The sequence below is a fragment of the Paraburkholderia nodosa genome (assembly GCF_001718195.1).
Lineage (GTDB): Bacteria > Pseudomonadota > Gammaproteobacteria > Burkholderiales > Burkholderiaceae > Paraburkholderia > Paraburkholderia nodosa_A.
In genome coordinates this window covers 106,161-131,002 of the sequence record NZ_MCNV01000005.1, presented here as the reverse complement: position 1 = coordinate 131,002, position 24,842 = coordinate 106,161, and the positions used below count along the sequence as shown (strand labels likewise).

Here is a 24,842-nt window from a genome sequence, read left to right as displayed (position 1 = left end):
CGCGCCTTCTTGTTACGTCAGGCGTTAGCCACTTCGCTCAAGCTCGGGTAGTCCGTATAGCCTTGCGCGGCGCCCCCAAAGAAGCCGTTGCGATCCGCCGCGTTCATCGCCGCATTGCGCTGCAGGCGGGTGACGAAATCGGGATTCGCCAGCACCATCTGACCGTAGGATTCCAGGTCCGCCAGCCCCGTGGCCACATCTGCGCCAATCTGTTCGCGCGGGCGGCCAGCCCGGTTCACGGTCAACGCGCCCTTCCACAGCTTGCGAATGTCAGCCAGCAGCGCCTCGTCGCCCTGATGCGCGATGTGCAGATAGGCGAGCCCCAGTTTGTCGAGTTCGGCCACCAGATAGTGATAAAGATCGGGGCCTTGGGCGCCTTCGTCGATGCCCCACAGCGTCGTGCCCGGTGAAAGGCGGATAGCCGTGCGGTCGGCGCCGATTTCGCCGGCAATGGCGGCCGCGACTTCGAGCGCAAAGCGTGCGCGGTTTTCGATCGGGCCACCGTATTCGTCCGTGCGCGTATTGGCGCTCGGCGCGAAGAACTGCTGAACCAGATAGGCATTCGCGCCGTGGATTTCGACACCGTGCGCGCCGGCATCAACGGCGTGGCGGGCGGCGGTGCGGAAATCGTCGACGGTGCGGCGGATTTCTTCGATGGTCAAGGCACGCGGCACGGGAATGTCCTGCATGCCGCTGGCCGTGAACATGGCCGTACCCGGCGCAATGGCGGAAGGCGCGACGCCCACGCGGTGGTGCCGCGTATTGTCGGGATGCGACATGCGGCCGGCGTGCATGAGCTGGATGAAGAGGTGGCCGCCTCTCGCATGCACGGCCGAGGTGACTTTTTTCCATCCGGCGACATGCGCGTCGCTATAAATGCCCGGGGTCGTCATGTAGCCCTGGCCCTCATCCGAAGGCTGCGTGCCTTCGGTGACGATCAAGCCAACGCTCGCACGCTGGGCGTAATACTCGGCGGCCAGTTCGCCGGGCGTGCCGTCGGCCAGCGCGCGCGAACGCGTCATGGGCGCCATGACCAGACGGTTTGGCAGCGTGTAACGTCCGACGCGTACGGATTCGAAAAGCTTGCTCATGATGATCACCTCGACTGGTTTGGATGGGTGCATCATCGCCTGCTTCACGATTGGGATAAATATGGTAATTTGGATATCATTGATCCATTGATGGAGCAGTGAAGGTGGAACTATTGAACGACATGGCCTTGTTCGTCGAAGTCGTCAAAGCCAAGGGGTTTCGCAGTGCCGCCGACGCGACAGGCATGCCGAATTCCACCCTTTCACGCCGCATCAGCGGCCTGGAAAAGGCGATCGGACTGCGCCTGCTCCATCGCACGACGCGCAAGATCGAGTTGACCGAAGCGGGTCAGGTCTACTTCGAGCGCTGCAAGCGCATCGTCGATGAAGCCCGCCTCGCGCACGAGCAGCTAGGCGACATGGTCGCGCAGCCCAGCGGTGTGCTGCGGGCCTCGTTTCCGGTCGATTTCGCCGTCACCTACCTCGCGCCCCTGATCGCCGAATTCGCCAGTCTCTACCCAGCCATCTCCTTCGATTTCGAACTGAATCCGCGGCGTGTCGATCTGGTGAGCGATCCGTTCGACGTGGCGATCCGCATGGGCGAGTCCGAAAGCTCGCAACTCATTGCGCGTCCGCTGGCGTCGCTCACACCATATCTTTATGCGTCGCCGGGCTATCTCCGGCGCGCGGGCGAGCCAGGCAAGCCGGCTGACCTGGAACGGCACGAATGCCTGGTCATCCTGAGGGCTGACACGTGGACCTTGCACGACGCAAAGCGCACGAGCATGGTGAAGGTGGGCGGACGCTTTACGCTCAACAGCGTCGGCATGATCCGCCGCCTCGCTACGCTCGACATGGGCATCGTGCTGCTGCCAGCGGAAATCGTGGCCGACGAGGTGGCCAGCGGAGCGTTGCGGCGGATTTTGCCGCAATGGCATGGCACGCCCACGCCGGTCTACGCGATTACGGAAACGCGTCTGCTGCCGGCGAAGACGCAGCGCTTTATCGAGTTTTTGCGGGCGCGGCTGGCGCGGTAGTGCACCGCCGAGGATGTATGGCCGCTGAGATATCCGCGAGCGGCGCTGCGGCCGCTCGCGGATACGGCACTACGACTTAGAAGGCAACGTAGGCCGACGTAGCGACGCCTTGATTGCCATCAGTGCTCGGATCGTAATTGACGTACACAGTGCGGCCATAGAAAAACGGCATGCCGAAATCGAAGGCGACGCCCGTCATGATCCCGCCGACGTTCCCGTACGCGAAGCCACCGTCCTCGAACAAATTCAGCGCGTTGGCGATGCTAAGCCCCGCCGAAACGTTGGTGCCGTTGAACCCTGTGACAGAAGGCGTCCGCGACACCGTCGAAGCGGGGCAGTAGAAGCCGATCGCGAGCTTGCACATCGTCGACGACAACGTGCTGTCAGGGAAGAACAGCCCGTTTGAGCCCGTATCGAAGAATGCCGCCGACACGCTCGTACCGCTCAGTGATGCACTTTGCAAGTTGCCATAATGGTCGGTTGTGAGCTTCTGAATGCCGGAAGTCGGCACTACGTTGTTCGACTGCGTACCGATGCCGAACGTCAGGAACCCGGTTGCGCTCGTCGAACCCGACGACGTCACGGCCGGCATGTTCAGGATCACGCCCGTGTTGTCGGTCGGGAACAACCGGACCGGATTCGTCACTTGCGACGATTCCACTACCGCGAGGTCCGTGCAGCTCGTCGAACTTCCCGACCCCGTGCAGCCGAAATAGACGCCGTTCGGCGTGGTTGCGCAGCCACTGCCGCAGTCGTATTCCGCGGGGCCGATGCCGAGAATGCCGTGCGCCGCGATTGACGACGACGTGTCGTTGAGCGTACCAACTGCGCAGCCGTCGTTAGTGCCGCCAGCCGCCGTTTGCGGCAGATCGCCCATGACATGGATGGGCACGCTCGAAGCCGTTTCACCGCCGATCGTCACATCCGCCGTACGAACGGAGCCCCAGGTGTTGCCGTCGGCAAAACCGAAGCACTCGGCAACGGATTTGCCGCTCACTGTCTCGACCGGCAACGCCGACTGCATGGTGCTGTTCAGCGCATCCAGCGTGAGCCGCAACCCCCACGACCCCGTATCGACCTGGATGTTGTTGATCGTTTGGCACGTGCTCGTGCCGTGAGCGCAAATCGTCACGCTGACCGTCGGAATGTTCGGGGCGTTTTTGACACCCGACGCCACAGTCACGGCAACCTGGTTGCTCGCGAGCGTCGCGGGCAAGCTCGATACCGCGGCGCCGGCAGCGAGGACCGTGCTGTTAGACGTACCGCCCGTGCCGCCGCTGCCTGTCGACGTGCCCGCCGACGAATTGCCCGATCCGCCGCCGCCACCGCAACCCGCGACGAGAGCGACAGCTGCCGCCAAACCGAATGCAGCCAGCATTCGGGCCAGTTTCCCATTGATACTCAACATGGTTCGCCTTGTTTTAGTTTGTTATTGGATGTCGGTGGCGCTCACGCCCGTCGGCAACGACTGCGGCAGATAGGCTTGCCCGGAGAATGCGCCCATATGGCCGCCGGAATGAACCACAAGATTGGGAAGCTCGACGGCCAGCGGACCACGGCCAGGATTAGCGGTGCGCTGCGAGACGCGCGCACTGTCGTATTGCGTGAAGTAGGTGCCGAGCAGTACGGGGAGGTTCGGCATGATCGGCCCACTCCACGCAATGCCGAATACTGTGCCCGCTGCCGTGGCGTACTCACGGACGACCGTGCCGGTGGCGAAAGTCGTTTGCGTCACCGTGTATGAGGCGGCGCTCGCGGTACCCGAGACGCCCGATGCAGCATGGACGACGGCCGCATTGGCCGAACTGGAGACAGCTCCAGCCGGCGCGGGCGTGGGCATGCCGCCGAGCGCAGCCGAGGCAGGTGCCGCCGCACCGAGCGCAGCGCAACTGAACGCCGCGCAAAGCGCGGCGTGCAAGATCTGATTCGACATCAGGAGAGAACCCTTTTTATGGTTGGTTTTATCGCGCACATCGGCGCAGGTTTGCCGTTGCCATCCTTGCGAAAATCAACGGCGAGAATCGAACCCTCACTTCACGCCAGGGTGTCCCGGAGACTACCCGAAATGCCCTGCCGGGTCCGCTGAACGGTGTATCTATTTCTCTAGTCTACCCAGTCGCCCCAATTTGCTCGCAGTTGGTTTCAATCATTGAGCTTTAGTTTGCCGAGGCGATCTCCGCCTCGATTATCCTGGCTGTTATCTTCGATCTGGTACACGCGCGTACGCACCGCGGGAAGCTCGGGCGGCTCCTTGGCGATTCCCCAGGCGCTCAGCAAGCCTTCGAATGACGCACCGGCCGGCGTCGTCCGTGGCTCCGGCAGTGGGACGCCGGTACAACGGTAGCGCGCGGATCCTCGCGCACTCGCGCCCTTATTGATGCGTTCGGCAGCCCCGTTGCGCATGGCGTAGCGCACGACATCCGACGCTTCGCGCGAATTCATCAACCCCGACGCAGTGATTTCGCTGACCGACGCGCTTTCGCGTTGCGCCAACCAGTGCAGCAGCGTAAGCGCACTAGCGTGAACCTTCATTGCAGGCCTCTCCCGTCCTTGTCTTGTCCCTGTCCCCGGCGAAGATCACGCGATGCACTGAACGGATTTCGCGGCGTTTACCATGTCATGTCGACACCCACGAGCCAGAGTCGCGTCCATGCCGTTGCGCTTGATAGCGCCCGCGAACGTCAATCCCGTCGTGAGGACCGCGCTCGTCCGGAGCGTGAATTGCGTGTGCAGGCGTGTGCTGCACGCTGAGATGGGCCATCTGCTTTGCATTCGTTCATTCCCCGCACGCGCATGCGTTGGCGGTAACCCCCGAGCGGCCGGCGTGCCGCGTGTTTGCAATCGTATTAATTCTGTTCTTAAAAGGCTATCGGCAACCTTTAGGCGAATCTTTAGCGCAGACCATTAGTTTATGAACGCTGCATTTACGCAGTCGTAATAAAAATGTAGGGATTTGAAATTGAATTGAATAACTCACCGAAAATCTCAGTGTGCCATCCCACATACTCGTCGCCCACAGCCCGTCACAATCGACGCGGCCGCCCGGCCAGCGGCGAATGATGCAAAACACATAAACGCCCCGCTGGCGCTTCGAGGCAACCGCAAATAAAAACGCACAAGGGATTCGAATGGAGTCGATCATATTGGGTCAGTGCGTGAAGGGCGCATGGCGCGACGGCTGGCGATATTTCCGTCACCACCCCGTATTTGCGGTTTTGCTACTGCCCTACGCGTGGCTTTCGTCGTCCGCCGTGAACACCCTGAGCCCCGACCGCACGCCGCCGTTCCGGCTCCTCACCTACCCGAGCTATTGGCGATATCTTGGCTGCACCTGGGGACTGGCCATCCTCGCGCCGGTGCTCGTCTGCCTGGATACGGGAAGTGTGGACCGATACGCGCGGGCATTGCTGGAGCATCTGGCTCATCCAGGTGTCGCAGGACTACCCACGCTCACGGCCTCGGTCGTCGTCGCCGCACCCGGCCTCGCGACGCGGCACCAGGCTCTCGCTTCGCTCGACACCCACAATCTGCTGGGCACCGCACTCGCTGCTTTCGGCGCGCTCTATCTGGGCGCGCCGTGTTCCGCCTGGCTATATCGGCGCTATGCCAACACCCTGAAGGCGACCCTGGCGCGCTGAAGCCCGCTCACGCTGCCGGCGCGCGGCGCGCGAACAGGCGCCGCGTCAGATCGAACGCTACGAGGTTGCCCGAGACGACCAGCAAAAGCCCGATAACCGCAAGCAAGGACCACCGGTAGCCCTCGTAGACCGTCGAAACGGCCAGCGCGACGATCGGGAACAAGACCGTGCAATACGCCGCGCGCTCGGGCCCGATCCGGCCAACGAGCGTCAGATAGGCCGTAAAGCCGATCACTGACCCTGCTACGACGAGCCAGGCCAGCGCGCCGAGATAGCGCGCATCCATTTCAAGCCTGAACGGCAATCCGGCCGCGGCACTGCCGGCCACGAGCACAGCGGTGCCGATCAGCATGGCCCAGCCGTTCGTGACGAGCGGATTGAGCCCCATCGACTGCATGCGGCTGGATAGCAGATTGCCCGTGGAAAAGCACAGCGTGCCGAGGAAGGCCACGGCGAGGCCGAGCCACGCGGTCTGATCGCCGATATGGCCGGCCATCTGCTGCAGGAAAAGACAAACGATCCCGATCAGGCCCAGTACGGCGCCGCCCACGGCGGAGGGTTGCAGCGGCCGCCCCATGAAAATGCGTCCGTTGATCGAATTCAAGAGCGGCGCGGTCGAAAACACCACGGCCACGAGCCCGCTCGGCACGATGTTCTCGGCATAGTAAAAGCACAGGAAATTGAGGCAGAACAGCGCCAGCCCCTGGGCGACGAGATAGCGCCACGCCGCGCGCGGCGGCCAGACGGGGCGGCGCATCACGCCCAGCAGCGCAAACACCAGAAGTGCCGCGAGCCCGAAACGCCAGGCGATCGAAACGGGCGCGGGCACGACGCCAAGCTGCCACTTGATAGCGATCCAGGTGGTGCCCCAGATCAGGACGGTGAGCACGTAGAGTAAGAGATTCATCGCGGGAAAGGACCTCGAGTCGATGCCACAACTATGGCGCACGGGGCCGGCGCGGACTTGTCCAGGATTGCGCATTTCTTGCCTGCGCCCGGCCACGGCCAGCAACGGCGGGGGCGCGAGCGTATACTTTCAAAAGCCGCTCTGACTACCCGCTTTGTGGACCCCATCACCGCCTTGCAGCACGCCGCCCCGACCATGAACGCCCAGGTGCCGCTTCCCGCACCCGCCCTCGCCAATACGCCCTTTGGGCTGCATTCGGTGTGCCGCACGCTGAGCGAGGCCAATGCGACGCTGGAGCGCTTTGCGTGGCTCGGCGACCAGTTCGCGGCCGCCGTGTGGACGCGCGTCACGCGCGAGGCCGAAACCGTCTATGACCGGCCGGGCCATCACACGCTGTCGTGCTATCTCGACGGCGGCTACCGCACGGAGCGGCAGAAACTGCCTGGCGTGTACGGCGCGCCAAGCCGCCTCTGCGCGCTGCCCGGCGACCATGAATCGCGCTGGTGGGTGCGCGGCCACATGCATTTCATGCACCTGTATTTCCTGCCCGAGCACTTCACGCAGCGCGCGGTGCGCGAACTCGACCAGGAACCGCGCGAACTCACTCTCGCTGACCGCACGTATTTCGAAGACGAACGCATTGCCGTGCTCTGCCAGGCGCTGGCCAACGAGAACTGGGCCGATCCAGATGGACTTTTACGCAGCAACGAAACGGCGCACGACGTGCTGAGCCTGCTGCTGCGCAGCCAGGGCGTGCGGCGCGCGGGCGCGGCCCTCAAGGGCGGCCTCGCCGTATCGACACGGCGGCGGCTGCGCGACTATATCGACGCCCACCTGGGCGAGACGCTGACGCTCGGCGCACTGGCCGATGTCGCGTGCCTTTCCGAGTACCATCTCGCGCGTATGTTTCGCACCTCGTTCGGGCGGCCGCCGCATGCGTGGATCGCCGCCCAGCGTCTGGAGCGCGCCCGCCTGCTGTTGCGCACGACCGCTCTGCCGCTCGCGCAGATTGCCGCAGAGTGCGGGTACGCGAACGCGAGCCACTTCAGCCATCGCTTCCGCGATGCATTCGGCGCCGCGCCGAATGTCTATCGTCAAGCATTCCCGAAGTAGTCGTATGTCCCTCGATCCCGCGGTGCGTGGCTCCATGTTTTGCCGCGCGGCTGGGTCTTGTCGCGACTGCCGGGCCTGCACTATCGTGACGTCATGCCCTCGACGTTCACCGCAAAGAGCCCGTCATGTTCCGAACCATCGTCGAACACACTTCGCGTTTTAGCGCCGTTTTCCCCTTATCGCCCGCTTTGCGCACGACCTTGCGCGGCGGCGCTATTGTGCTTGCGGCAGTCATGGCATTCACGCTTGCGCTCATGTTCGCGCCACCCAGCACCCGCGCTAATCTTGCGCTGTGTGTTGCATCGTACTCCGAATCATTTTCGGAACACGACAGGATAGATGCACACAACGCCCAGTCCCTCGCGATCGAACGCTGCATCGACTAGCCGCGGTACTCCATCAGCAAAAATCAAAAATCCCCCATAACGCCGAGGCTTTGTCACAATGTGCGCTACGCGTCGGCAATGAGACGCCTTGTCAAAGGAGATCGTGATGGCGGAACTTGTGACTTGCCTGTGGTTCGATGAAGGTAGAGCACGCGAAGCGGCGGAGTTCTACGCCGCGACGTTTCCGGACAGCCATGTCGGGGCTGGCCATGTATCCCCGATACCAGGCATCGGTGCGGGGGCGGAACTGGTGGTGGAATTCACGGTGCTCGGCCGGCGCTTCGTGGGCCTGAACGGCGGCCCCAACTTCCAGGCGAACCAGGCCGTGAGCTTCATGGTCGAGACCCACAGCCAGGAAGAGACCGACCGCTACTGGAACGCCATCGTCGGCAACGGCGGCGAGGAATCGGATTGCGGCTGGTGCAAGGATCGCTGGGGTTTTTCGTGGCAGATCACGCCAAAGCGCCTGCTCGAATGCGTCTTCGGCACTGATCGCGAAGCCGGCAAGCGCGCGATGGAAGCGATGATGACTATGCGCAAGATCGACATCGCCGGAATCGAACGCGCCGCCGCAGCGAAGTAGGCGACACGCCGCCGGACACCGCAATCGCCACATAGCTGGCATGCAGATGGCGCTGACATGGCGCGCGTGTCATATCAGGCGCATAAAGCCCCAACCACGCCGCGAGCAGGGAACGATACCTGCGAGATGCCCTCGTACGCACAAGGGCGACGCTCACGATAAGTGAGCCGCCGCCCTGACATTCATCGAGCGGTCGACGCCAGCCTGAGCTGGCGCCGCCGCGATGCTTGCGAGGGCACCATGGAGTCTCGCCAGAGGCGTTCGATCGAAGTCGACTTTTTCCGCGGCGTCGTGCTGATTGTGATCGTGCTCGATCACATACCGGGCAGCGCCTTGGCGCAGCTGACGCTGCACGCTTACGCGCTGTGCGACTCCGCCGAAGTGTTCGTGTTTCTCGGCGGGTACGCGTCGGCCGCGGCCTTTATGGCCGTGCGCGCGCACCGTGGCATGAGCGCCGCGCAAGCGCGCTTCCTGCGCCGCAGCTGGGAGATCTACCGCGCCTATCTGCTGACCGCCCTCCTCACGCTGCTTTCTGGCGCGATGCTCGCGCTCCTGAACCTCAATCCTGCCGCCGCCGACCTGAGCGGCTGGGCGTCGTTTGCCACGCATCCGCTGCGCGAGACCCTCCACGTCGTCTTGCTCGCCCGCCAGCCGTATCTGTCCAGCGTGCTGCCGATGTATGTCATATTTGCGCTGTGCGTGCCCGCAGCCGTCCCCTTCGCCCGCCGCGCGCCGCTCGCCACGCTGATCTGCAGCCTGCTGCTCTGGGCCTTCGCGCCGCTGCTGGCTGCGCTCATCGGCGCGAGCACGCTCGCGAACTGGCCGTTCAACCCATTCGCGTGGCAGTTGATGTTCGTATTCGGCATGCTCTGCCGGCTGCACCCGCTTCCGCCCGGCTTCAAGACCTCGGAAACCGCGCGCTGGCTGGTACGATGCGCGTTCGCCGCGGTGGTGCTGTTCGCGGCGGTTAAATGGTTCCTCCTGATTCAACCCATGCCTGGGGCAATGAAACAGCATCTGGCCTTCGCGCGCGTCGTCAACTTCATCGGCATTGCCATGGTGGCGGCGTATTTCGTCCATCGCGGCACGATCGCGCGGATCGCCGCGCGCGTGCCCGCCGTCGTGACCGTTGGCCGCACGGGGCTCGTGTGTTTCGTCGGCGGCACGCTGATCTCGGTGATCGTCGACACCGCCACGCCACACGCGCTGCACGGCGCGGCGGCGTTCGCGGCAGCGCTGGCTGGCGACATCGTCGCGATCGGCGCGACGCTCATGCTCGCCAGGGCGTGGCGCGGCACCCTCGGGCGCCAGAAGGAGAAGGCCCGGGCGAGCGTCAACGGAGCCGGCTGCGGATGATACGACGGGGCAAGCGCGCACTCGGATCCCTCAAGGCGATCGCCATCGCCACGCTCACGCTCATCGCTAGCGGCCCCGTTTTCGCCCAGCACACGCCTTCGCTGCCGCTGCATTGCACCGACCTTGCCGGCGCGCTGCTGCCGCCCACGAGCATCGGCCTGCCGACCAACGGTGCGCTCGTGCAGAGCGCCGCGATGATCTCCGCGACCGCCACAAGCAATCTCAACGGCGACTTCTGCCGCTTGACCGGCGTGATCCGCGCCCGGAGCGCCGGGACGCCGGACATCCGCTTCGAAGTCAATCTTCCGAGCCGCTGGAACGGCCGTGCGCTGCAATTCGGCGGTGGCGGCTACAGCGGCGTCGTGGTGACGGGAACCGGCCCGATGCCCTTCTCGCCCGACCGCGCGCCGCTCGCGCGCGGCTATGCGACCTTCGGCGACGACTCCGGCCACAATGGCACCTCCTCCGAGGCCAACTTCGGACTGCTCGAAGAAGCCGTGACCAACTTCGGCTACGCGCATTTGAAGAAAGCGCATGACGTTGCGCTCGCACTGATCACGCTCGGCTATGGCAAGCCGCCGGAGCACGTGTATTTCGCGGGCGGCTCGACAGGCGGCCGCGAAGGCTATACCGTGATCCAGCGCTATCCCGATGACTACGACGGCGTGATCGCGAATTCGCCCGCGCTGAACTTCTCGGGCGTGCGCTTGACGGGCGTCGTGGTGGGCCAGCACGAATACCGCACGCCGGGCGGCTATCTGTCGCCGCAACTGCTGGAGCGCGTGTACGAGCGCGTGATGCAGGCATGCGATACGCTCGACGGCGCGGCGGACGGCCTGATCAGCGACGTCGAAGCCTGCCGCGCGAAAGAGCCCGAGATCATCGACTCGCTGCGTTGCTCCTCACAGGATCAGACGGATCGCCAGCACGCCCCCGACGACTGCCTGACGCCACCGCAACTGGCCACGCTGGAAAGCCTGCGAGACGGCCTGCGCCTGCCCTACGCGCTCGCCTGGAATGCGGACACCTATCGCGGCTACAACGTCTTCCAGGGCACGCGCTTCACGAGCATGCTGGGCCTCGCGCATGAGCCACAGCGGCTGACTCAACTGGGGTTCGTCACCAATGGCTACCTGTACGCGCAGGGCGATGCGTACCTCAAATACTTCATCACGCACGACCCGACTTTCGATTCGACGAACTTCGACGTAATGCATCCCGGCCGTCACCGCGAGCGCCTGTTTACGCTGTCGACGACGATCGGCGCGATGAATCCGGACGTGTCGCGCTATATCGCGCGAGGCGGCAAGCTCATCACCTTGCAAGGACTCGCCGATGAGGTCATCAGCCCAAACCAGACCATCGCCTATTATCAGGGGCTGGTGGGGCGCTACGGCGAAGAGCGCGTGGACAGCTTCATGCGGCTCTACATGGTGCCGGGTTACCAGCACGGCAACGGCGTGTTCATTCCATCCGTCGATCTGCTGGGCGCGCTCGACGACTGGGTCACGCATGACAGCGCGCCGGAAACCTTGTTCGCGACCGACATTGCCCAGGCCACGAACGGCCGCACGCGGCCGCTGTGCCGCTACCCGGCGTTTCCGCGCTATCTGGGCAAGGGTAATCTGAATCGCGCGACCAGTTTCACGTGCGTGATGCCGCAATGACCGATGCGCGCTACGCGTCGCGCACCCGGCGAGCGGCACGCTGAGGCAGCACCACGATGCAGCCGACGATGAAGATCATCAGCAGCGCCGATGCATAAAAGCGGCTGAAGTGCAGGCCGCCGTCAGCGACGGGCTTGTCGAGCAGATCGCCCAGCGTCGCGCCGAGCGGACGCGTGAGCACGAACGCGAACCAGAAAAGTGCCGTGCGCGAAACGCGCGGCCACAACCACAGCAGCGCGACGACGACGAGGCCTGCGCCAAAGATCGCAGCGCCATATTCGTAGCCCACGCCAAGGCCGCCGCGGTCTTCGCCCGCCACCCAGTCGCCCAGCGCGGTGCCGAGCGTCTGCGAAAACAGGATCGTAATCCAGTAAAACCACTCGACGCGCGGCGTCGCGACGCTCTCGATCGACACCGTGCCTTCTACGCGGTACCAGATCGCGAGACTGGCCACGAGCAGCAGCAGAATGATCGATACGCCGCCGGGATAGCCTACGCCGAGCGAACGGTCGCAAAAGTCGGCGAGCGTCGTGCCGAGCGTGGTCGTGGCGACGATCGTCGCCCAATAAAGCCACGGGTAGAAGCGTTGTGCGCGGATCTGCGCCCCCACCAGCACGACGAAGCATGCGAGAAAAATGAGGGTGCCAACCAGATAGCCCAGATTCAGTGACATCGTCACCCAGTCACCGCCGGTTTCGCCGAGCGTGGTGCAAGCAATCTTGATGATCCAGAAGCCGAGCGTCACGGCGGGGACCTTGCTGACCGTATCTTCGATGAGACTTCGTGTGGTGGTGGACATGAACACTCCTTGCGCCGCATGACGGGCGGAACGAAACAGCTTGGGACTATATGCCGCCGTTGCTTAACTAAACCTTAACCACGGCCGAATATGCACTAGATGCGCATCGTTGCCCGCGCATAAGCAAACTCTAAGGTTGGCTGCGTAGCCTGTGGACATACGTCGCGCTGATCGGACGTCGCGATGTTGAATGCGCGGTTGCAAAACGGTTTTGCGATCCGTACATTTTTTCAGTAATCCGAAGTAACTTTTTTTACATGGAGTCTGTATCATGAAACTTATACTTGCTACTGCTATTGTCTCGCTTGCCGTCGCGTTGCCCGCCGCCGCCTTCGCACAGGACACTGAACCTGCGGCACAAACCAGGCAGATGCAGATGCAGATGCAGCAACCGGCAAACCCGCAGCGCGCCAGCACGCAACCCACCGACGATTCCGGCTATGGCATGGAAAGCTCGGGCACCTCGAATGCGTCGGTTGCGCAAGTGTCGCGCCACGACGCACTCATGTCACACGAGGGCCGCAACGACCTGTTCGCGCATCATTGATGTGCGAACAGGTCGCGCCGGCTGGCGTGACGATGGCCTGAAGCGCGGCACATGCGCGATCAACGCGTGAGTTCACCCGCCACCGCGCCGCTTGTCGCGCGCCAGTTCACTCGGCGGCATGGCGTCGCTTTCCTGCAGGGGTTCACCGGCAAACCGGCGCTTGCCGGCCTGATCGCTGGCGATGCTCGACGCTTCTCCTTCTGCGTCATATTCGGCGGCAACCTGTTTTTCGGCGCGGCTCCAATATTCGTCCGCCCGACCTTCCGGCGCGCCGTCGTCTTCCCAGAGTTGATAAGCGCGTCGCCGGATGCGCTCTTCCCGTTGCTCATTCATGGTCATTCCTCCGATGGTGCGTGTGTGAGCAGCGCGGCAACCGGCTAGCCGCGACTGCGGATGGCGCACTGCATGTACAGCGAGCAAACACGGTGCCCGATGTGTGCGTCATACTCACGCCACCCCCAATTGAATCCCTGTCGAAGAAGATCGCTCATGACCGACACGAACACGCTACGTCCCTTCGCTTTCGTCCTTGCCGTCCAGGACCTCGAACGCAACGCGGCATACTTTTGCGACGTGCTTGGCTTTCGGGTAGATTGGGCCGATTCGACCGACTGGCGAATCGTCGAGAAGGGCGGCGTGCGGATCATGCTCGGCCATTGCCCCGATGCGTTGTCCCCGGCGGCGACGGGGGATCACAGCTACTTCGGCTATCTGGAAGTCGATGACGTTCAAGCGTTTCACGATGAAATCGCGCAACGAGGTGCAATTGTCCTGCAGCCTCCGCTCGATCGCCCGTACGGCATGCGCGAATGCACCGTGGCCACACCGGATGGCCACCGGTTCGTAGTGGGTCAAAGCATTACGTGACCCACGCCTGGTGTCTCTCTACGATACCCGCCGCACGAGTGACGTTTCCCAACATTCGCACGCCAAAGTCAGTCAGCGCGACACGGCGAAACCGATGCGCGCAGCCCAGCGGTGCTGGTTGTAATCGAGAAGATCTTCGGCGTAGCCGTTGAAGTAGTTGAGGAACAGATACCCGCCCCATGCATTGCCGAATAGCTTGGCAAGCGGGTATGTAAATTGCACATCGACGCTTCCATAGGTCGATCTCGTGCCTTTTCTCAGCGTCGTTGCGAGTTGCCAGCCATCAGGGCTGCCGTATTTGAACAGCAGATCGACATAGCCGCGATAGTGGGCTATATCCCCATTCGTCTCCTGGATGTGCTCATACGCGTAGATTTTCGGCTCGATGGTCAGGTGGTTCGCGTTGAGGTCGCCGAAATCCCAGATCGGCTTCACGTACACGATGTCGACGCCGCGTGAACCCGGACCGGGCGTCCCGTTCGATTCGTGCTCGTAGCCGGTCTCGATACCCATCCGGGTGAACCAGCTGGACCTCCAACCGGTGTCCTCGAGGTAGTAGAAAAGCGCGGGCATGTAGCTCGTATCGTGGAACGGCGACTCGTCCCCGCGGACATCCCAAAGCGAAGTCTGCGTATAAGCAAAATAGAGGTTGTCGAGGAAACCGCGTGAGCGCGGATCGTCCGGCAAGATGAAGCGGAATTTGATACTGATCTGGAATCTTGCGAGATCCGCGTCGCTCGACGACCAGCCGTCCGCGAAATAGTTTGGCTGGTAGAACGAAAGACGGCCCGCGAGGAAAGTGCCAATATCGGGCACCAGCGAATTCGAGGGCTTTACGGTGGAAGGCGGCATTTGCGCCGCAAGTGAAGCATTGCCCGCCATGGGTCCTTCGGCTGGCGCCGTGGCGACCGGTTCCGATGCGGACGCAACCGTTGCCGCTGGCACCAAAGGCGCGGAGGCAGGCGCCGCGGCGTTCGCCGTTGCCGAAGCCGGCATGCGCGTGAGCAGGACCACGGAAGGCGAAACGTCCACGCCCGGCACGTCCACTCTCAAAGCGCCGCGCGCCCACTTGGGCCATGCCGCGCTATAGCTCACGGCCTTCATCTCTCCGGCGGCGAGCCGCAAATGCTCGGGTGCGCCGGGTTCGCGCGCGAGCAGCACGGCCTTCGGCAACGCCTCTCCATTGGTCAGCGTGATGCTCAGATCGCGCGGCACGTCGATCGAAGTGCCGGTCGGCGCATCGCCGGTATACACGATCGTCACGACGAGCGGTTCGTCCGATCTCGCCTCGCGCGGCGGGCGCATGATGGACACGGCGGCGCGGCTCGCAGGCACATAGCCCGCCAAAGTTGCCACGGCCAGCGTGGCGCACGCCAGTCTTCCCCACGCTAACCGGGCGACGGGAGCGGAATGCGAATGGGATGCCCTCTGAAATGCCAATCGAATCGCCACGTTGCCTCCTTGTATCGTCAGAATGCCTCGCTGCCGGGCGAGCCAAGCCGATTTTCTGCGTGAGTGAAGCGTGGTGCTTTGCGGGAATCGTGCCCTATTCCCTCTTTTCCCTGTTATTCGCTGTTACATAGAGGATGCCGAATTTGGTTGCCGCCGCTGCTATGATCAAAATGGTTCGTTCCGACTTGCCGGCCATTGCCGGCGAACGCTTTTCGCGAGGGCTGACAATGAAACCTGTCCTGCTTGCGCTAGCCCTGCTCGGCACTTCCACGTGCTGGGCGCAGGCCAGCGCTCCGGCTGCGTCGTCGCATCAGCATCACGTCGAAACTGTCGACGACCGCGTGAAAGAACTGCATGCCGAACTGAAGATTACTCCCGCCGAAGAGGATCAGTGGGCGAAAGTGGCCGACGTCATGCGCAATAACGCGAAAACGGTGGATGATCTGATCCAGCAGCGGCACGATAATGCCCAACAGCAAACCGCGGTGGAGAACCTTCAATCGTGGAACGAAATCGCCCAGGCGAATGCCGACGGCAGCAAGGCGATGCTCGATGCCTTCTCGGCGCTTTACGCGACCATGCCCGACTCGCAGAAGAAACTTGCGGACGCCGCTTTCCGGCCCGCTGAAGCGCACACGAAATAACCAGCCGCGAGCGTCCGCAACGCGCGCTCGCGACGGAGGATCGGCGATGAAACTCCGTGTGTTGAAGTTTGCATTCCTCTGTATCGCGACGACGCTGTGCGCGATGCAAACCGCACAGGCGCGCGTGAACGTCAATGTCGGCGTGGGCATCGGGATTCCTGGGGCGTTCTACGCGCCGCCGCCGCCCGTATTCTTCATGCATCCCGCCGCGCCGATGTGGCCGCCTCCCGTTGTGTATTCGCGGCACGGCTTTTCTCCGTGGCACCGCCCTCCGCATTTCATGGGTCCGCGACACGTCCGGCATCCCGGCTGGGGACCGCCACCGCCACGCTGGCGCTAGAGGCGCCGTGATCCACTACGTGGTAAACAAAAAAAGCCACGGCTCGCAAAAGCCGCGGCTCATCTCACTCCTCAGCGGTATCAGGCGCCGAGCGCGGGATCGCTATAGCTCGCGTGGCCCGTTTCGACATGCCCCGCAATGCGGCGCACGAACGTCGCATCGCTATCGACCGTGATCGTCAGGTCGTACCAGCCGTACGCGTTGCGCAGGTCGAGATAAAGCTGCTCGGTGTCGCCGCCGGGCACCGTGCGCTGGATCTTCGTGCCCGGGTCGTACGCGTTGACGATCGTGAACTGGCAGCGCGCGCCGCCCTTGTTCTCGAGGCGCAGTTGCAGGTTGCCGTTCGCCACGTCGTAGCCCTCGGCCACTTCGGGGCGCGCCGTTTCGTTGCCGCCGAACCAGTCCGACTTGACCTGCGTGCCCGCGAAACGGCGCAGAAACCCGTTCGGTCCATGCACGCTGAAGTCGTATGCGCCGCTCGCGCCAATCGCGAGCTTGTCCTGCAGATGCTTGCCGGCTTCGACCGTATAGGTGCGCGGCGCATCGGTGCTGCCCGCCGTGTAGACGAGGAACACCGCACCGGCGCGGCCCGAATTGACGAAGCGCGTGGAAACGTCGCCCGAGCTGGCGTTCGAATCGAAGCGCACGAACAGCTCGTACGGCAGCGCCCGCGCGTTGCGCACGCCCGCTTCCTGCTTCGGCACGCTGCCCACGACCGGCGGCACCGGCACGTAGTCGGGGTGACGCAGCTTGTCGGGCGGCGCATAGCCCGTCGTGGAAGGCAGCGCGGGAATCGCCGCGTTAGGCGTGGCGAAGTTGAATGCCGACGTGAGGTCGCCGCACACGGCGCGGCGCCATGGCGTGATGTTCGGCTCGCGCAGGTCGTGATGCAGACCGAAGCGCTTCTCGATGAAGCGGATCACGGAAGTATGGTCGAACGTCTCCGAGCACACCCAACCGCCGCGCGACCACGGCGAGACCACGAGCATCGGCACGCGCGGTCCGAGGCCGTACGGGCCCGCCGCGTACTTGCTGCTGCCCGGGAAAATCTCGTTCGTCGTATCGACGGTCGAGAGGCCGTTCGCGCTCGAAGCCGGCGGGAACGGGGGCGCCAGGTGATCGAAGAAGCCGTCGTTCTCGTCGTAGTTCACGAGCAGCACGGTCTTGCTCCACAGGTCCGGGTTCGACGTGAGGATCTGCAGCACCTGGTCGACGTACCACGCGCCATAGTTGGCGGGCCAGTTCGGATGCTCCGAATACGCCTCGGGCGCGACGATCCACGAGACCTGCGGCAGCGCATTGTTCGCCACGTCCTGCTTGAGCAAGTCGAAATAGCCGCCGCCCGCCAGCACGTTCGTGCCCGTGCGTGCGCGGTCATACAGCGGATTGCCGGGCTGCGCGTTCTGGTATTGATGGAAGTACAGGAGCGAGTTGTCGCCGTAATTGCCGATGTACGGGTTGTCGCCCGTCCAGCCCCACGAGCCCTTGGCATCCAGGCCTTCGCCCGCGTCCTGATAGATCTTCCACGTAATACCCGCGCTCTGCAGGACTTCGGGATACGTGGACCAGCCATAGCCCGCTTCCGCGTTGTCGATCACCGGGCCGCCGCCGCTGCCGTCGTTGCCCACCCAGCCCGTCCACATGTAGTAGCGGTTCGGGTCGGTCGCGGTCATCGTCGAGCAGTGGTACGCGTCGCAAATCGTGAACGCGTCGGCGAGCTGGTAGTGGAACGGAATGTCGTCGCGCGTGAGGTAGGCCATCGTGGTCGTGCCCTTGGCGGGCACCCACTGGTCGTAGCGGCCGCCGTTCCAGGCAGCGTGCGTCGTGGTCCAGTCGTGCGGCAGGTCCTGGATGAACTGCAGGCCCAGGTTGGACGCCGTGGGATGAAACGGCAGCACTTCGCCCGCGCCGGCCGCGAGCGGCTGGTTCCACACCGGCTTGCCGGTAGGCAGCGTGATCGCGCGTGTGTCGCCGAAGCCGCGCACGCCGCGCAGCGTGCCGAAGTAATGATCGAACGAGCGGTTCTCCTGCATGAGGATCACGATGTGTTCGACATCGCGGATGCTCCCCGTGCGATTGTTCGCGGGAATCGCGAGCGCATTGCGGATGCCCTGCGGCAGCATCGTCAGGGCGGTGGCCGAACCGGCGCTCATCGCGGCGGTGCGGAGAAAGTCACGGCGGCTTCTCGAGGTCATCTTGTGGTTTCCATCTTCAGGTTGAGAAAGGCACGCACGGCACGCCGCCTTGACGGGCGGCAGGCGGCCAGGCCGCGCGGCCGGGTACGTCAGTCAGCGGTGTGGATAACGGGTGTGACAAGCGGTTCGATCTGCGCGGCTTGTGTGTCTTGCGCGCTCCCGCCGGCGGGTGGCTTCGCCGGCGAGCGCACGGCGTTCGCGGGCAAGGCGACGCCGGCGTTCACCATGCTGTTCGCACTATCTGGGAGATTCGATGCGCCCGCATCCGACGCCAGCGTGAATGCGTTGGCGAGCGCCGGGCGCTGTGGATTGGTACCTGGCTGCGCTTGCGCGAGTTCGCGTGCCGCGTTCGTGGTGAGCGCGACGCGCGCGTCGCTATCACTTGCGCTGCACGCGCCCAGCGTACACAGCGCGGCTGCGCATGCAAACAGCATGGCGGGCGCACGCATCGTTTTGAATGCAGCGGGCAGGCACAAACGTCTGCGCGACGCGCGTTGCCATGGCAAGCGCGCCGGCGCGGATTCGACCGTCATCGAAGTCTCCGTCCAGATAGAGGCACAACAACGGCTCGAGGAGCGGCCCGAGCGGGGCCTCGCGCGCAGCACGGACAGCGGCGAGGCAACGCCGAAGCATAGCGATGCCGCTTTTAAATTTTGTGACGGTGCGTGGGGTCGCGCGAATGGCGGCGCAGGCGGATCAGCCTGGCGCGTTGCGGATCTGCAGTTCCGCGTATCCGGTCGCGGAATCGAGCTCGCGTGAGAAACGATGGCCAGGCAGCAGCACCAGCAGCAGCTCCGCCGTGGTGCGCACGGTGCAGCCGCGCGCGACGTGGCCGCCCATCACGCGGCCTTGCGCGTCGGACACGGACATGTGCAAATGGGCGCCATCGGGCGACACCGAGCCCGCGAGCGTGAGGATTTCGAGGTCGCCGCGCAATGCGGTCGGCGTTTCGGCGCCGGCGAAGCGCAACTGCGCGACGCTCAGGCTGCCGATGCCCTGAATGACGAACGCCGCATGCGAGGCTTGCTGGCCCAGCAAGCTTTCGACGGCGGCGCGCAGATCGTCGCCGGGAGACAGCCGTACGGGATGGATTTGCATGCTGGCCTCGGGGGTCGTCGTATCCGGCACAGGTTAGGCCGGGACGAAGCACGAGGCAAGTCGCGACATGAACAACGGCCCGCTCGAAGCGGGCCGCTCTTGCACTCGCACCTTCACGCACCGATCATTGGTGCGCGTAGATCGAACCCAGGCCGGGAATGTCGTGCGACGCCGAAGCCGTAACCGCGCCCGCTGCCGACGACCCATTCGCCACGCCGCCGAACGCCGACGCCACCGCGCCGTTCTGCGCACTCACCTTCGCTTCGGCGGCCTCGATGTGCTGCGGATAGTCGTTGTAGTCGGCCGCCGGGTTGTAGCCGGCCTGTTGGAGCTGCACCAGTTCGGCGCGGACCTGGGCACGCGTGAGCGGCTCGGCCGACTGGGCGAAAGAGACGACGGGAACGGCGACAACAGCGGCAACGATCAGCGACTTGATGAGTTTCATGGTATCCACCTGTAAGCAATGAGTTGGTTCGGACCACGATGGCGTGGCTCGCGCGTCCAGTCTTTTTCGATGTCTCTTGTGCGACGTCGCTGACTGGCATGGGTGTATTTGAACTCCCGCACGTATCCCGCTTGTTTCCACAACCCCCTGCTTTTGCAAGCCTCTTTGTCCATTGCCACGGCGGATACACAACGATACAAAACCCCTCGCTACTCCCGCATTTCGCTCGATACCCGGCGCGCGAGACAGATTGCGGTCGAAGATCTGCATCTTGACCGAGCTGAGCGCGATCCGCACGCCGCCTCCCGCTGCGCGAGATGCGCGTACGTGCTGCGCGCCGGCTCCGCGAGCGTGCGCATGCCGCGACCATGGCCGCGCAGCAGGGCGGGCTGGAAGGCCGCGATCACCCGAAGCGCACGCAATACACCGGCGGCAAGTGCGCCGAAACGAGCCGCCAGTTTTCGCCGCCATCGTCCGAGGTCCAGAGCGCGCCCGTGGTCGAGCCCATGGCGAGGCGCGTGCCGGTACCGTCGATGTCGAGACCGTGGCGGTACACGAGGTCGTATGCCGGTGCGGCCGGCAAGCCGTTCGAGAAGCGCTCGAATGTACGCCCGCCGTCGCGCGTGCGCGTGACGACGAACCGGCCGTCCACAGGAACGCGGTACTGGTCTTTTTGGGCCGGCACGAACCACGCGGTGTCCGGCTCGCGCGGATGCACCACGACCGCGAAACCGAAGCTCGACGGCTGCGCTTCGATGCGGCGCCAGTGGGCCGCGCCATCGGTCGAGCGGAAGATCGCGCAGTGATGCTGGGTCCACAGCACATCCGGATTCGCCGCGCATTGCACCACGCGGTGCGGGTCTTGCGCATTGGGTTCGCCGCGCCGCTCGGGCGGCATGTAGTCGGCCTCCATACCCTCGGCGGTGAGGCGCCAGCTCGCGCCGCCGTCGCCGGTCTGCCACACGCCGCCGCACGACACGCCCACTGTCACGTGCCGGCTGTCGCGCGGATCGACCATCACCGAGTGAATGCCCGGCGCGTCGTAGCCGCCGCCCGCCCATTCGCGGCGCTCCGGGCGGTCCCACAGCGGGCGGTTGAGTTCCCAGCTGTCGCCGCCGTCGCCGGAGCGAAACAGGCCGCCAGGTATCGTGCCCGCCCACAGCACGCCCGGCTCGTCCGCGCCGCCCGGTTCGAGCGACCAGATCTGCTGGAGCGACCACGGCGCAGGCAGGCGGCCCAATGCATCCGGTTCGCTGGCCTGAATCTCCTCGGCAGGCTGTGGCGGATAGACGGGCACCGCGCATTCTTCCCAGTGCGCCATGCCCGCGCGCCGGCGATGCAGCTTCACGCCGAAGTGGCCCAGGTTGAGTGCGGCATAGAGCGAGCCGTCGCGCGTATCGGGCATCACCATGCTCACCGGCTCGCCGACGAATTCAGGTTCGCCGATTGTCCAGCCGCCCTCTCCATCGCCTTGCAGAACGAACAGCCCCTTGCGGGTTGCGACCAGCAGTCGATCGCTCATCTCGCGTACCCTCCTGTCGATCCAGAGTCAGCGCTCCGGTCCCACGCAAAGTGGTGACTCATCCGCCGGACAGCGCCTGCACGACGTACACCCGGCTCTCATCGCCGAGCGCGTCGCTCAAATGTTCCCGATCGCGCAGGCGAACGCCGTCCACGAATACCGCCAGATGCTTACGCAATGCGCCCTGATCATCGAGGATATAGCCGCGCAAACGCGGCTGCTCGGCAAACACGGCATCGAACGCTTCGCGAAGCGTGCGCGCGTCGATCTCGCGCTCGGGCGTCGCGACGTGCCGCTGAATCGAAGCTGCGAAGAAGAGGTGCGCCATGGCGGGCCGGCGATGCGGAAACGGCCGCGTCCGCCGGATCTGTAGTTTAGGCCATTCGCCGTGGGCGTCGAGGCGTCGGCGCGCCCCGAAGCCGAAGTCCTGCGATGCACCGCAGCAAGCGCGGCGCCGTCAGCCCAGACCCGCCAGACGCAAAGCCAGCGGTTAAGGCGTGCTGCCTTCGGCCTTGGCCTTGCCGTGCAGGCAAGGTGTCGGCAGACGCATGCGGTACAGGGAAATCGCCTGAATCGTGAGCACGCAGATTATCGCTGTTCCGTAAGCAGCCAGTAAATTCCAGTGCGTGAGCGTGAGGCTCAGCACGAAGAAGAACGACGCAAATCCCAGCAGTCCCGTGCTCATGCCGCGCATCAGTTGCTGCGCCGCTTCGTGGCCGATCAGGCGGTGCGCGAACACGGCGAGGATGATCGCCATGAACGGGAACGATGCGAGCACGCCGCTCGCCTCGGGTCCGACGTAAGGCGCGATCAGCGTCACGCTCACCACAAGGCCGGCGATGAGCGCCATGCGCGACGGCAAATCCCACCACGGCGGCGAGAGGCGCACCGTTCTTGCCGGCTGGTTGGGAATCAGGTTGAGGGCAAGAGCAATGGCCAGAATGGCGAAGAGATAAAGACCATGCGTAGGCAGCGCGCCCCATTGCAGCACGAGGGCCACCAGGGCGAACGTGGCGCCTGCGCCTGCCAGCGCCACCTTCCACCCACGCGCCGCGAGCCGGCAATAGACGACGCAAAACGCCGCCTGCGCAGCCGTTGCGACAAGCGAACCCGCAGTCGCTTGCGCGGCGAACGCCGGTCCGTGCTCCAGCGCGAGAAAAACCGAAACCGGCCCCGAAGTAAGCGGCAGTCCCACGAGCAGCCCGCCGACCGCTTCGCCCCAGCGGCGAGCGGCAAGACTGGCGGCCAACAGCAACAACGGCGTAAAGACGAGCTTGAAAAGCAGAAGATCCATGATGAGCGACGCAATGCGGAGAATGCCAACTGTCAGGAATGCGCGGCGGGCGTCGCACTGGTTACGTTACGTCCCGCGGCTTTATGCCCATATTGAAGCCGGTCGATGTGGCTGACAAACCATTTGTCGTCATATAATGCGTGAGCAAAACTCACACGTCACGTATGTTCGACCGCCTTCCCCCGCTGCAAACCCTGCGCGCCTTCGAAGCCACCGGGCGGCTCCTCAGCATGACGCTGGCGGCGCAGGAACTGCACGTCACGCATGGCGCCGTGAGCCGGCACATCAAGACGCTCGAAAGCCATTTGGGCGTGGCGCTGTTCCAGCGCCTCACGCGTCGCATCGTCCTGACCGAAGCGGGCGCCGAGTTCCTGCTGGCCGTGAACCGCGCGCTCGCTGAATTGACCAAGGAGTCCGAGCGCCTGCGCACGCACGACAGCGTCACGCGCCTGAAGATCAACGCCAGCGTGTCCTTTGCGAACCGCTGGCTCGCGCCGCGCCTGCATCGCCTCAAGGCTCGCCATCCGGAACTCGACGTCCACCTCGACGTGACCGACAAATACGTCGATCTCAACGACTCGGATGTCGATGTGGCGATTCGCTACGGCAGCGGACGCTATCCGCGCGTGCTGGCCGAGCGCATTCTCGACGAAACCGTGACGCCGGTTTGCAGTGCTGACTATCGGGCGAAGATGGGCGGCATGGCATCGGTCGAGAGTCTCGCGCGCTGCACCTTGCTGCATGAGGGCGGCATGCTTGCGAACTGGGAGCAATGGCTGGCGCTGGCGGGATTGAGCGGCGTGCGCAGCGATCGCGGCACGGCATACAGCCATGGGAGCCTCGCGATCGAGGCGGCGATTCGAGGGGAAGGCGTCGCGCTCGGGCGCAGCGTGATCGTGGCGGACGACATCGCGGCCGGCCGGCTCGTCGCGCCGTTCCCGGAACTGCGTCTCGAGTCCGAGCGCGGCCATGATCTCGTCTATCGGATTGGCAGCCGCGACGACCCCAAGGTGCGTGCCGTGCGCGACTGGCTCGCCGACGAAATCCGAGTCTTTCTCGCCCCGGCCGGTTGAGCGCGAACCAAGCGCAAGGTCTCAGTAACCGAGCACCACCTTGGCGAGCATGCCGCACGCCACGCACACCAGAATGGCGGCAAAGCCCATCTGCGTATGCCGCGAGGAAACGCGGTGCGAAACGTGACGCCCCAGCATCATGCCGACGACGGTCGCGACGCTGAACCACAGCGTGAGGTCGAGCCGCAGCGGCACGCCGTGCAGCACCGTCGCCACCACGCCGCCGGAGCCCACGAGCGCAATGACCATCAACGACGTCGCGACGATACCGTGCATGGAAATATTCGTGAGTTTGCGCAGCATGGGCACGATGATGAAGCCGCCACCCACGCCGAGCAGCCCCGTCATCAGTCCCGTCAACGCGCCGGTCGAGGCCAGCGCGAGCGCCGTCGCTTTCGACCACACGAGGCGGCCGGTGTCGGGATTGACGCGGCCCACGCAAAGCGGCGACGCTTCGGGCAGCGCGCGCTTTTTCCCGATGGTCTGACGTAGCAGCCGCACCGCCACGAACAGCATCACGCCGGCAAAGAGTGCGAGGAGCAGGCGTTGCGGCATGGCTTGAGCGAGGCGCACGCCGAGCCACGTGGTCGGCACGCCCGCGAGCGCCATGCAGAACGCCGCGCGATAGCGCACGAGACGCTTGCGGAAGGCTTCGAGCGCGCCGATCCCCGCGCTGCTCGCCACGGCGATCAAGGCGACCGGTGTGGCCTGCTGCATGGGCCAGCCCATTCCCACCACGATGGCCGGCACGGCGAGAATGCCGCCGCCCGCGCCCGTGAGTCCCAGCATCGCGCCGATCATGGCGCCCAGTACGAGTGAAACGATCATCGGGTTTCGATGTTCATCGT

28 protein-coding genes are annotated in these 24,842 nt (G+C 64.4%); 12 read left to right on the top strand and 16 right to left on the bottom strand.

Going from position 1 to position 24,842, the window contains the following annotated elements; all coding sequences use genetic code 11:
• Positions 1–17 precede the first annotated feature (17 nt).
• Complete coding sequence (locus tag BFD71_RS11720; RefSeq protein ID WP_069264164.1) at positions 18–1,091, bottom strand: alkene reductase; 1,074 nt, start codon at positions 1,089–1,091, stop codon at positions 18–20.
• Between the two features lie 104 nt (positions 1,092–1,195).
• Here BFD71_RS11720 and BFD71_RS11715 point away from each other — a divergent pair, with 104 nt between their 5' ends.
• A complete protein-coding gene (locus BFD71_RS11715; protein ID WP_176732869.1) occupies positions 1,196–2,068 on the top strand; it encodes a LysR family transcriptional regulator in 873 nt (290 codons plus the stop codon).
• 76 nt (positions 2,069–2,144) lie between these two features.
• Here BFD71_RS11715 and BFD71_RS11710 read toward each other — a convergent pair whose 3' ends face one another.
• The 3 genes from BFD71_RS11710 to BFD71_RS11700 all read right to left on the bottom strand — a co-directional run bounded on the left by BFD71_RS11710 (position 2,145) and on the right by BFD71_RS11700 (position 4,600).
• Positions 2,145–3,476, bottom strand: coding sequence for a DUF3443 family protein (locus tag BFD71_RS11710; RefSeq protein ID WP_069263793.1), 1,332 nt, complete (start codon positions 3,474–3,476; stop codon positions 2,145–2,147).
• Between the two features lie 21 nt (positions 3,477–3,497).
• On the bottom strand, positions 3,498–4,001 hold the full coding sequence (locus BFD71_RS11705; RefSeq protein WP_083245199.1) for a DUF2844 domain-containing protein: 504 nt from the start codon (positions 3,999–4,001) through the stop codon (positions 3,498–3,500).
• 209 nt (positions 4,002–4,210) lie between these two features.
• The gene (locus BFD71_RS11700) at positions 4,211–4,600 is read right to left on the bottom strand and encodes a hypothetical protein (protein ID WP_069263792.1); all 390 of its coding nucleotides are present in this window, start codon (positions 4,598–4,600) and stop codon (positions 4,211–4,213) included.
• A 596-nt stretch (positions 4,601–5,196) separates the two neighbouring features.
• Here BFD71_RS11700 and BFD71_RS11690 point away from each other — a divergent pair.
• On the top strand, positions 5,197–5,706 hold the full coding sequence (locus BFD71_RS11690; RefSeq protein ID WP_069263787.1) for a hypothetical protein: 510 nt from the start codon (positions 5,197–5,199) through the stop codon (positions 5,704–5,706).
• Positions 5,707–5,713: 7 nt separating this feature from the next.
• Here BFD71_RS11690 and BFD71_RS11685 read toward each other — a convergent pair whose 3' ends face one another.
• Positions 5,714–6,613 carry a DMT family transporter gene (locus BFD71_RS11685; RefSeq protein ID WP_069263782.1) on the bottom strand — a complete coding sequence of 300 codons (900 nt, stop codon included), beginning with the start codon at positions 6,611–6,613 and terminating at the stop codon, positions 5,714–5,716.
• Positions 6,614–6,808: 195 nt separating this feature from the next.
• On the opposite strand from BFD71_RS11685, the gene BFD71_RS11680 reads away from it, so the two are divergent.
• The 5 genes from BFD71_RS11680 (at position 6,809) to BFD71_RS11660 (ending at position 11,718) form a co-directional block, all read left to right on the top strand.
• The gene (locus tag BFD71_RS11680) at positions 6,809–7,726 is read left to right on the top strand and encodes a helix-turn-helix domain-containing protein (RefSeq protein WP_069263781.1); all 918 of its coding nucleotides are present in this window, start codon (positions 6,809–6,811) and stop codon (positions 7,724–7,726) included.
• Between the two features lie 125 nt (positions 7,727–7,851).
• The gene (locus tag BFD71_RS11675) at positions 7,852–8,112 is read left to right on the top strand and encodes a hypothetical protein (protein ID WP_069263779.1); all 261 of its coding nucleotides are present in this window, start codon (positions 7,852–7,854) and stop codon (positions 8,110–8,112) included.
• A gap of 106 nt (positions 8,113–8,218) precedes the next feature.
• Positions 8,219–8,695 (top strand): VOC family protein, encoded by a 477-nt coding sequence (locus BFD71_RS11670; protein ID WP_069263777.1) that lies wholly within the window; start codon positions 8,219–8,221, stop codon positions 8,693–8,695.
• Positions 8,696–8,935: 240 nt separating this feature from the next.
• Positions 8,936–10,051, top strand: coding sequence for an OpgC domain-containing protein (locus BFD71_RS11665; RefSeq protein ID WP_069263775.1), 1,116 nt, complete (start codon positions 8,936–8,938; stop codon positions 10,049–10,051).
• Entirely contained in the window at positions 10,048–11,718 is a 1,671-nt protein-coding gene (locus BFD71_RS11660) for a tannase/feruloyl esterase family alpha/beta hydrolase (RefSeq protein ID WP_069263773.1), read from the top strand. The genes BFD71_RS11665 and BFD71_RS11660 overlap by 4 nt, the downstream gene beginning before the upstream one ends.
• 10 nt (positions 11,719–11,728) lie before the next feature.
• On the opposite strand, the gene BFD71_RS11655 is transcribed toward BFD71_RS11660, so the two are convergent.
• A complete protein-coding gene (locus BFD71_RS11655) occupies positions 11,729–12,517 on the bottom strand; it encodes a COG4705 family protein (RefSeq protein ID WP_069263771.1) in 789 nt (262 codons plus the stop codon).
• A 271-nt stretch (positions 12,518–12,788) separates the two neighbouring features.
• Here BFD71_RS11655 and BFD71_RS40445 point away from each other — a divergent pair, with 271 nt between their 5' ends.
• On the top strand, positions 12,789–13,064 hold the full coding sequence (locus BFD71_RS40445; protein ID WP_141710641.1) for a hypothetical protein: 276 nt from the start codon (positions 12,789–12,791) through the stop codon (positions 13,062–13,064).
• A gap of 72 nt (positions 13,065–13,136) precedes the next feature.
• Here BFD71_RS40445 and BFD71_RS11650 read toward each other — a convergent pair whose 3' ends face one another.
• Positions 13,137–13,397: a DUF2934 domain-containing protein gene (locus BFD71_RS11650; protein WP_069264161.1), complete on the bottom strand. Its 261-nt coding sequence runs from the start codon at positions 13,395–13,397 to the stop codon at positions 13,137–13,139.
• Between the two features lie 156 nt (positions 13,398–13,553).
• Here BFD71_RS11650 and BFD71_RS11645 point away from each other — a divergent pair, with 156 nt between their 5' ends.
• On the top strand, positions 13,554–13,931 hold the full coding sequence (locus BFD71_RS11645; RefSeq protein WP_069263769.1) for a VOC family protein: 378 nt from the start codon (positions 13,554–13,556) through the stop codon (positions 13,929–13,931).
• Between the two features lie 72 nt (positions 13,932–14,003).
• On the opposite strand, the gene BFD71_RS11640 is transcribed toward BFD71_RS11645, so the two are convergent.
• Positions 14,004–15,287, bottom strand: coding sequence for a phospholipase A (locus tag BFD71_RS11640; protein WP_256094628.1), 1,284 nt, complete (start codon positions 15,285–15,287; stop codon positions 14,004–14,006).
• A 239-nt stretch (positions 15,288–15,526) separates the two neighbouring features.
• Between BFD71_RS11640 and BFD71_RS11635 the strand changes: the two genes are divergently transcribed.
• Together BFD71_RS11635 and BFD71_RS11630 are read left to right on the top strand one after the other, a co-directional pair.
• Entirely contained in the window at positions 15,527–16,027 is a 501-nt protein-coding gene (locus BFD71_RS11635) for a Spy/CpxP family protein refolding chaperone (RefSeq protein WP_256094627.1), read from the top strand.
• Positions 16,028–16,073: 46 nt separating this feature from the next.
• On the top strand, positions 16,074–16,367 hold the full coding sequence (locus tag BFD71_RS11630) for a hypothetical protein (protein WP_035512844.1): 294 nt from the start codon (positions 16,074–16,076) through the stop codon (positions 16,365–16,367).
• A gap of 80 nt (positions 16,368–16,447) precedes the next feature.
• Here BFD71_RS11630 and BFD71_RS11625 read toward each other — a convergent pair whose 3' ends face one another.
• From BFD71_RS11625 to BFD71_RS11595, 7 genes are all read right to left on the bottom strand, one after another.
• Positions 16,448–18,562 carry a phosphocholine-specific phospholipase C gene (locus tag BFD71_RS11625; protein ID WP_069263766.1) on the bottom strand — a complete coding sequence of 705 codons (2,115 nt, stop codon included), beginning with the start codon at positions 18,560–18,562 and terminating at the stop codon, positions 16,448–16,450.
• Positions 18,563–18,651: 89 nt separating this feature from the next.
• Positions 18,652–19,095, bottom strand: a complete 444-nt coding sequence (locus BFD71_RS11620; RefSeq protein WP_069263764.1) for a hypothetical protein — start codon at positions 19,093–19,095, stop codon at positions 18,652–18,654.
• Between the two features lie 163 nt (positions 19,096–19,258).
• Positions 19,259–19,660, bottom strand: a complete 402-nt coding sequence (locus BFD71_RS11615; RefSeq protein WP_069263762.1) for a PPC domain-containing DNA-binding protein — start codon at positions 19,658–19,660, stop codon at positions 19,259–19,261.
• A 124-nt stretch (positions 19,661–19,784) separates the two neighbouring features.
• The gene (locus tag BFD71_RS11610; protein WP_069263760.1) at positions 19,785–20,105 is read right to left on the bottom strand and encodes a DUF4148 domain-containing protein; all 321 of its coding nucleotides are present in this window, start codon (positions 20,103–20,105) and stop codon (positions 19,785–19,787) included.
• Positions 20,106–20,508: 403 nt separating this feature from the next.
• Entirely contained in the window at positions 20,509–21,627 is a 1,119-nt protein-coding gene (locus BFD71_RS11605) for a WD40/YVTN/BNR-like repeat-containing protein (protein WP_069263758.1), read from the bottom strand.
• Positions 21,628–21,685: 58 nt separating this feature from the next.
• The gene (locus BFD71_RS11600; RefSeq protein ID WP_069263757.1) at positions 21,686–21,955 is read right to left on the bottom strand and encodes a MoaD/ThiS family protein; all 270 of its coding nucleotides are present in this window, start codon (positions 21,953–21,955) and stop codon (positions 21,686–21,688) included.
• A gap of 162 nt (positions 21,956–22,117) precedes the next feature.
• Positions 22,118–22,921, bottom strand: coding sequence for a hypothetical protein (locus BFD71_RS11595; protein WP_069263755.1), 804 nt, complete (start codon positions 22,919–22,921; stop codon positions 22,118–22,120).
• Positions 22,922–23,085: 164 nt separating this feature from the next.
• On the opposite strand from BFD71_RS11595, the gene gcvA reads away from it, so the two are divergent.
• Positions 23,086–23,994 (top strand): transcriptional regulator GcvA, encoded by a 909-nt coding sequence (gcvA, locus tag BFD71_RS11590; RefSeq protein ID WP_069263753.1) that lies wholly within the window; start codon positions 23,086–23,088, stop codon positions 23,992–23,994.
• A 21-nt stretch (positions 23,995–24,015) separates the two neighbouring features.
• Here the strand turns inward: gcvA and BFD71_RS11585 are convergent, their stop codons facing one another.
• Entirely contained in the window at positions 24,016–24,822 is an 807-nt protein-coding gene (locus tag BFD71_RS11585) for a sulfite exporter TauE/SafE family protein (RefSeq protein ID WP_069263751.1), read from the bottom strand.
• Positions 24,823–24,842: the final 20 nt, after the last annotated feature.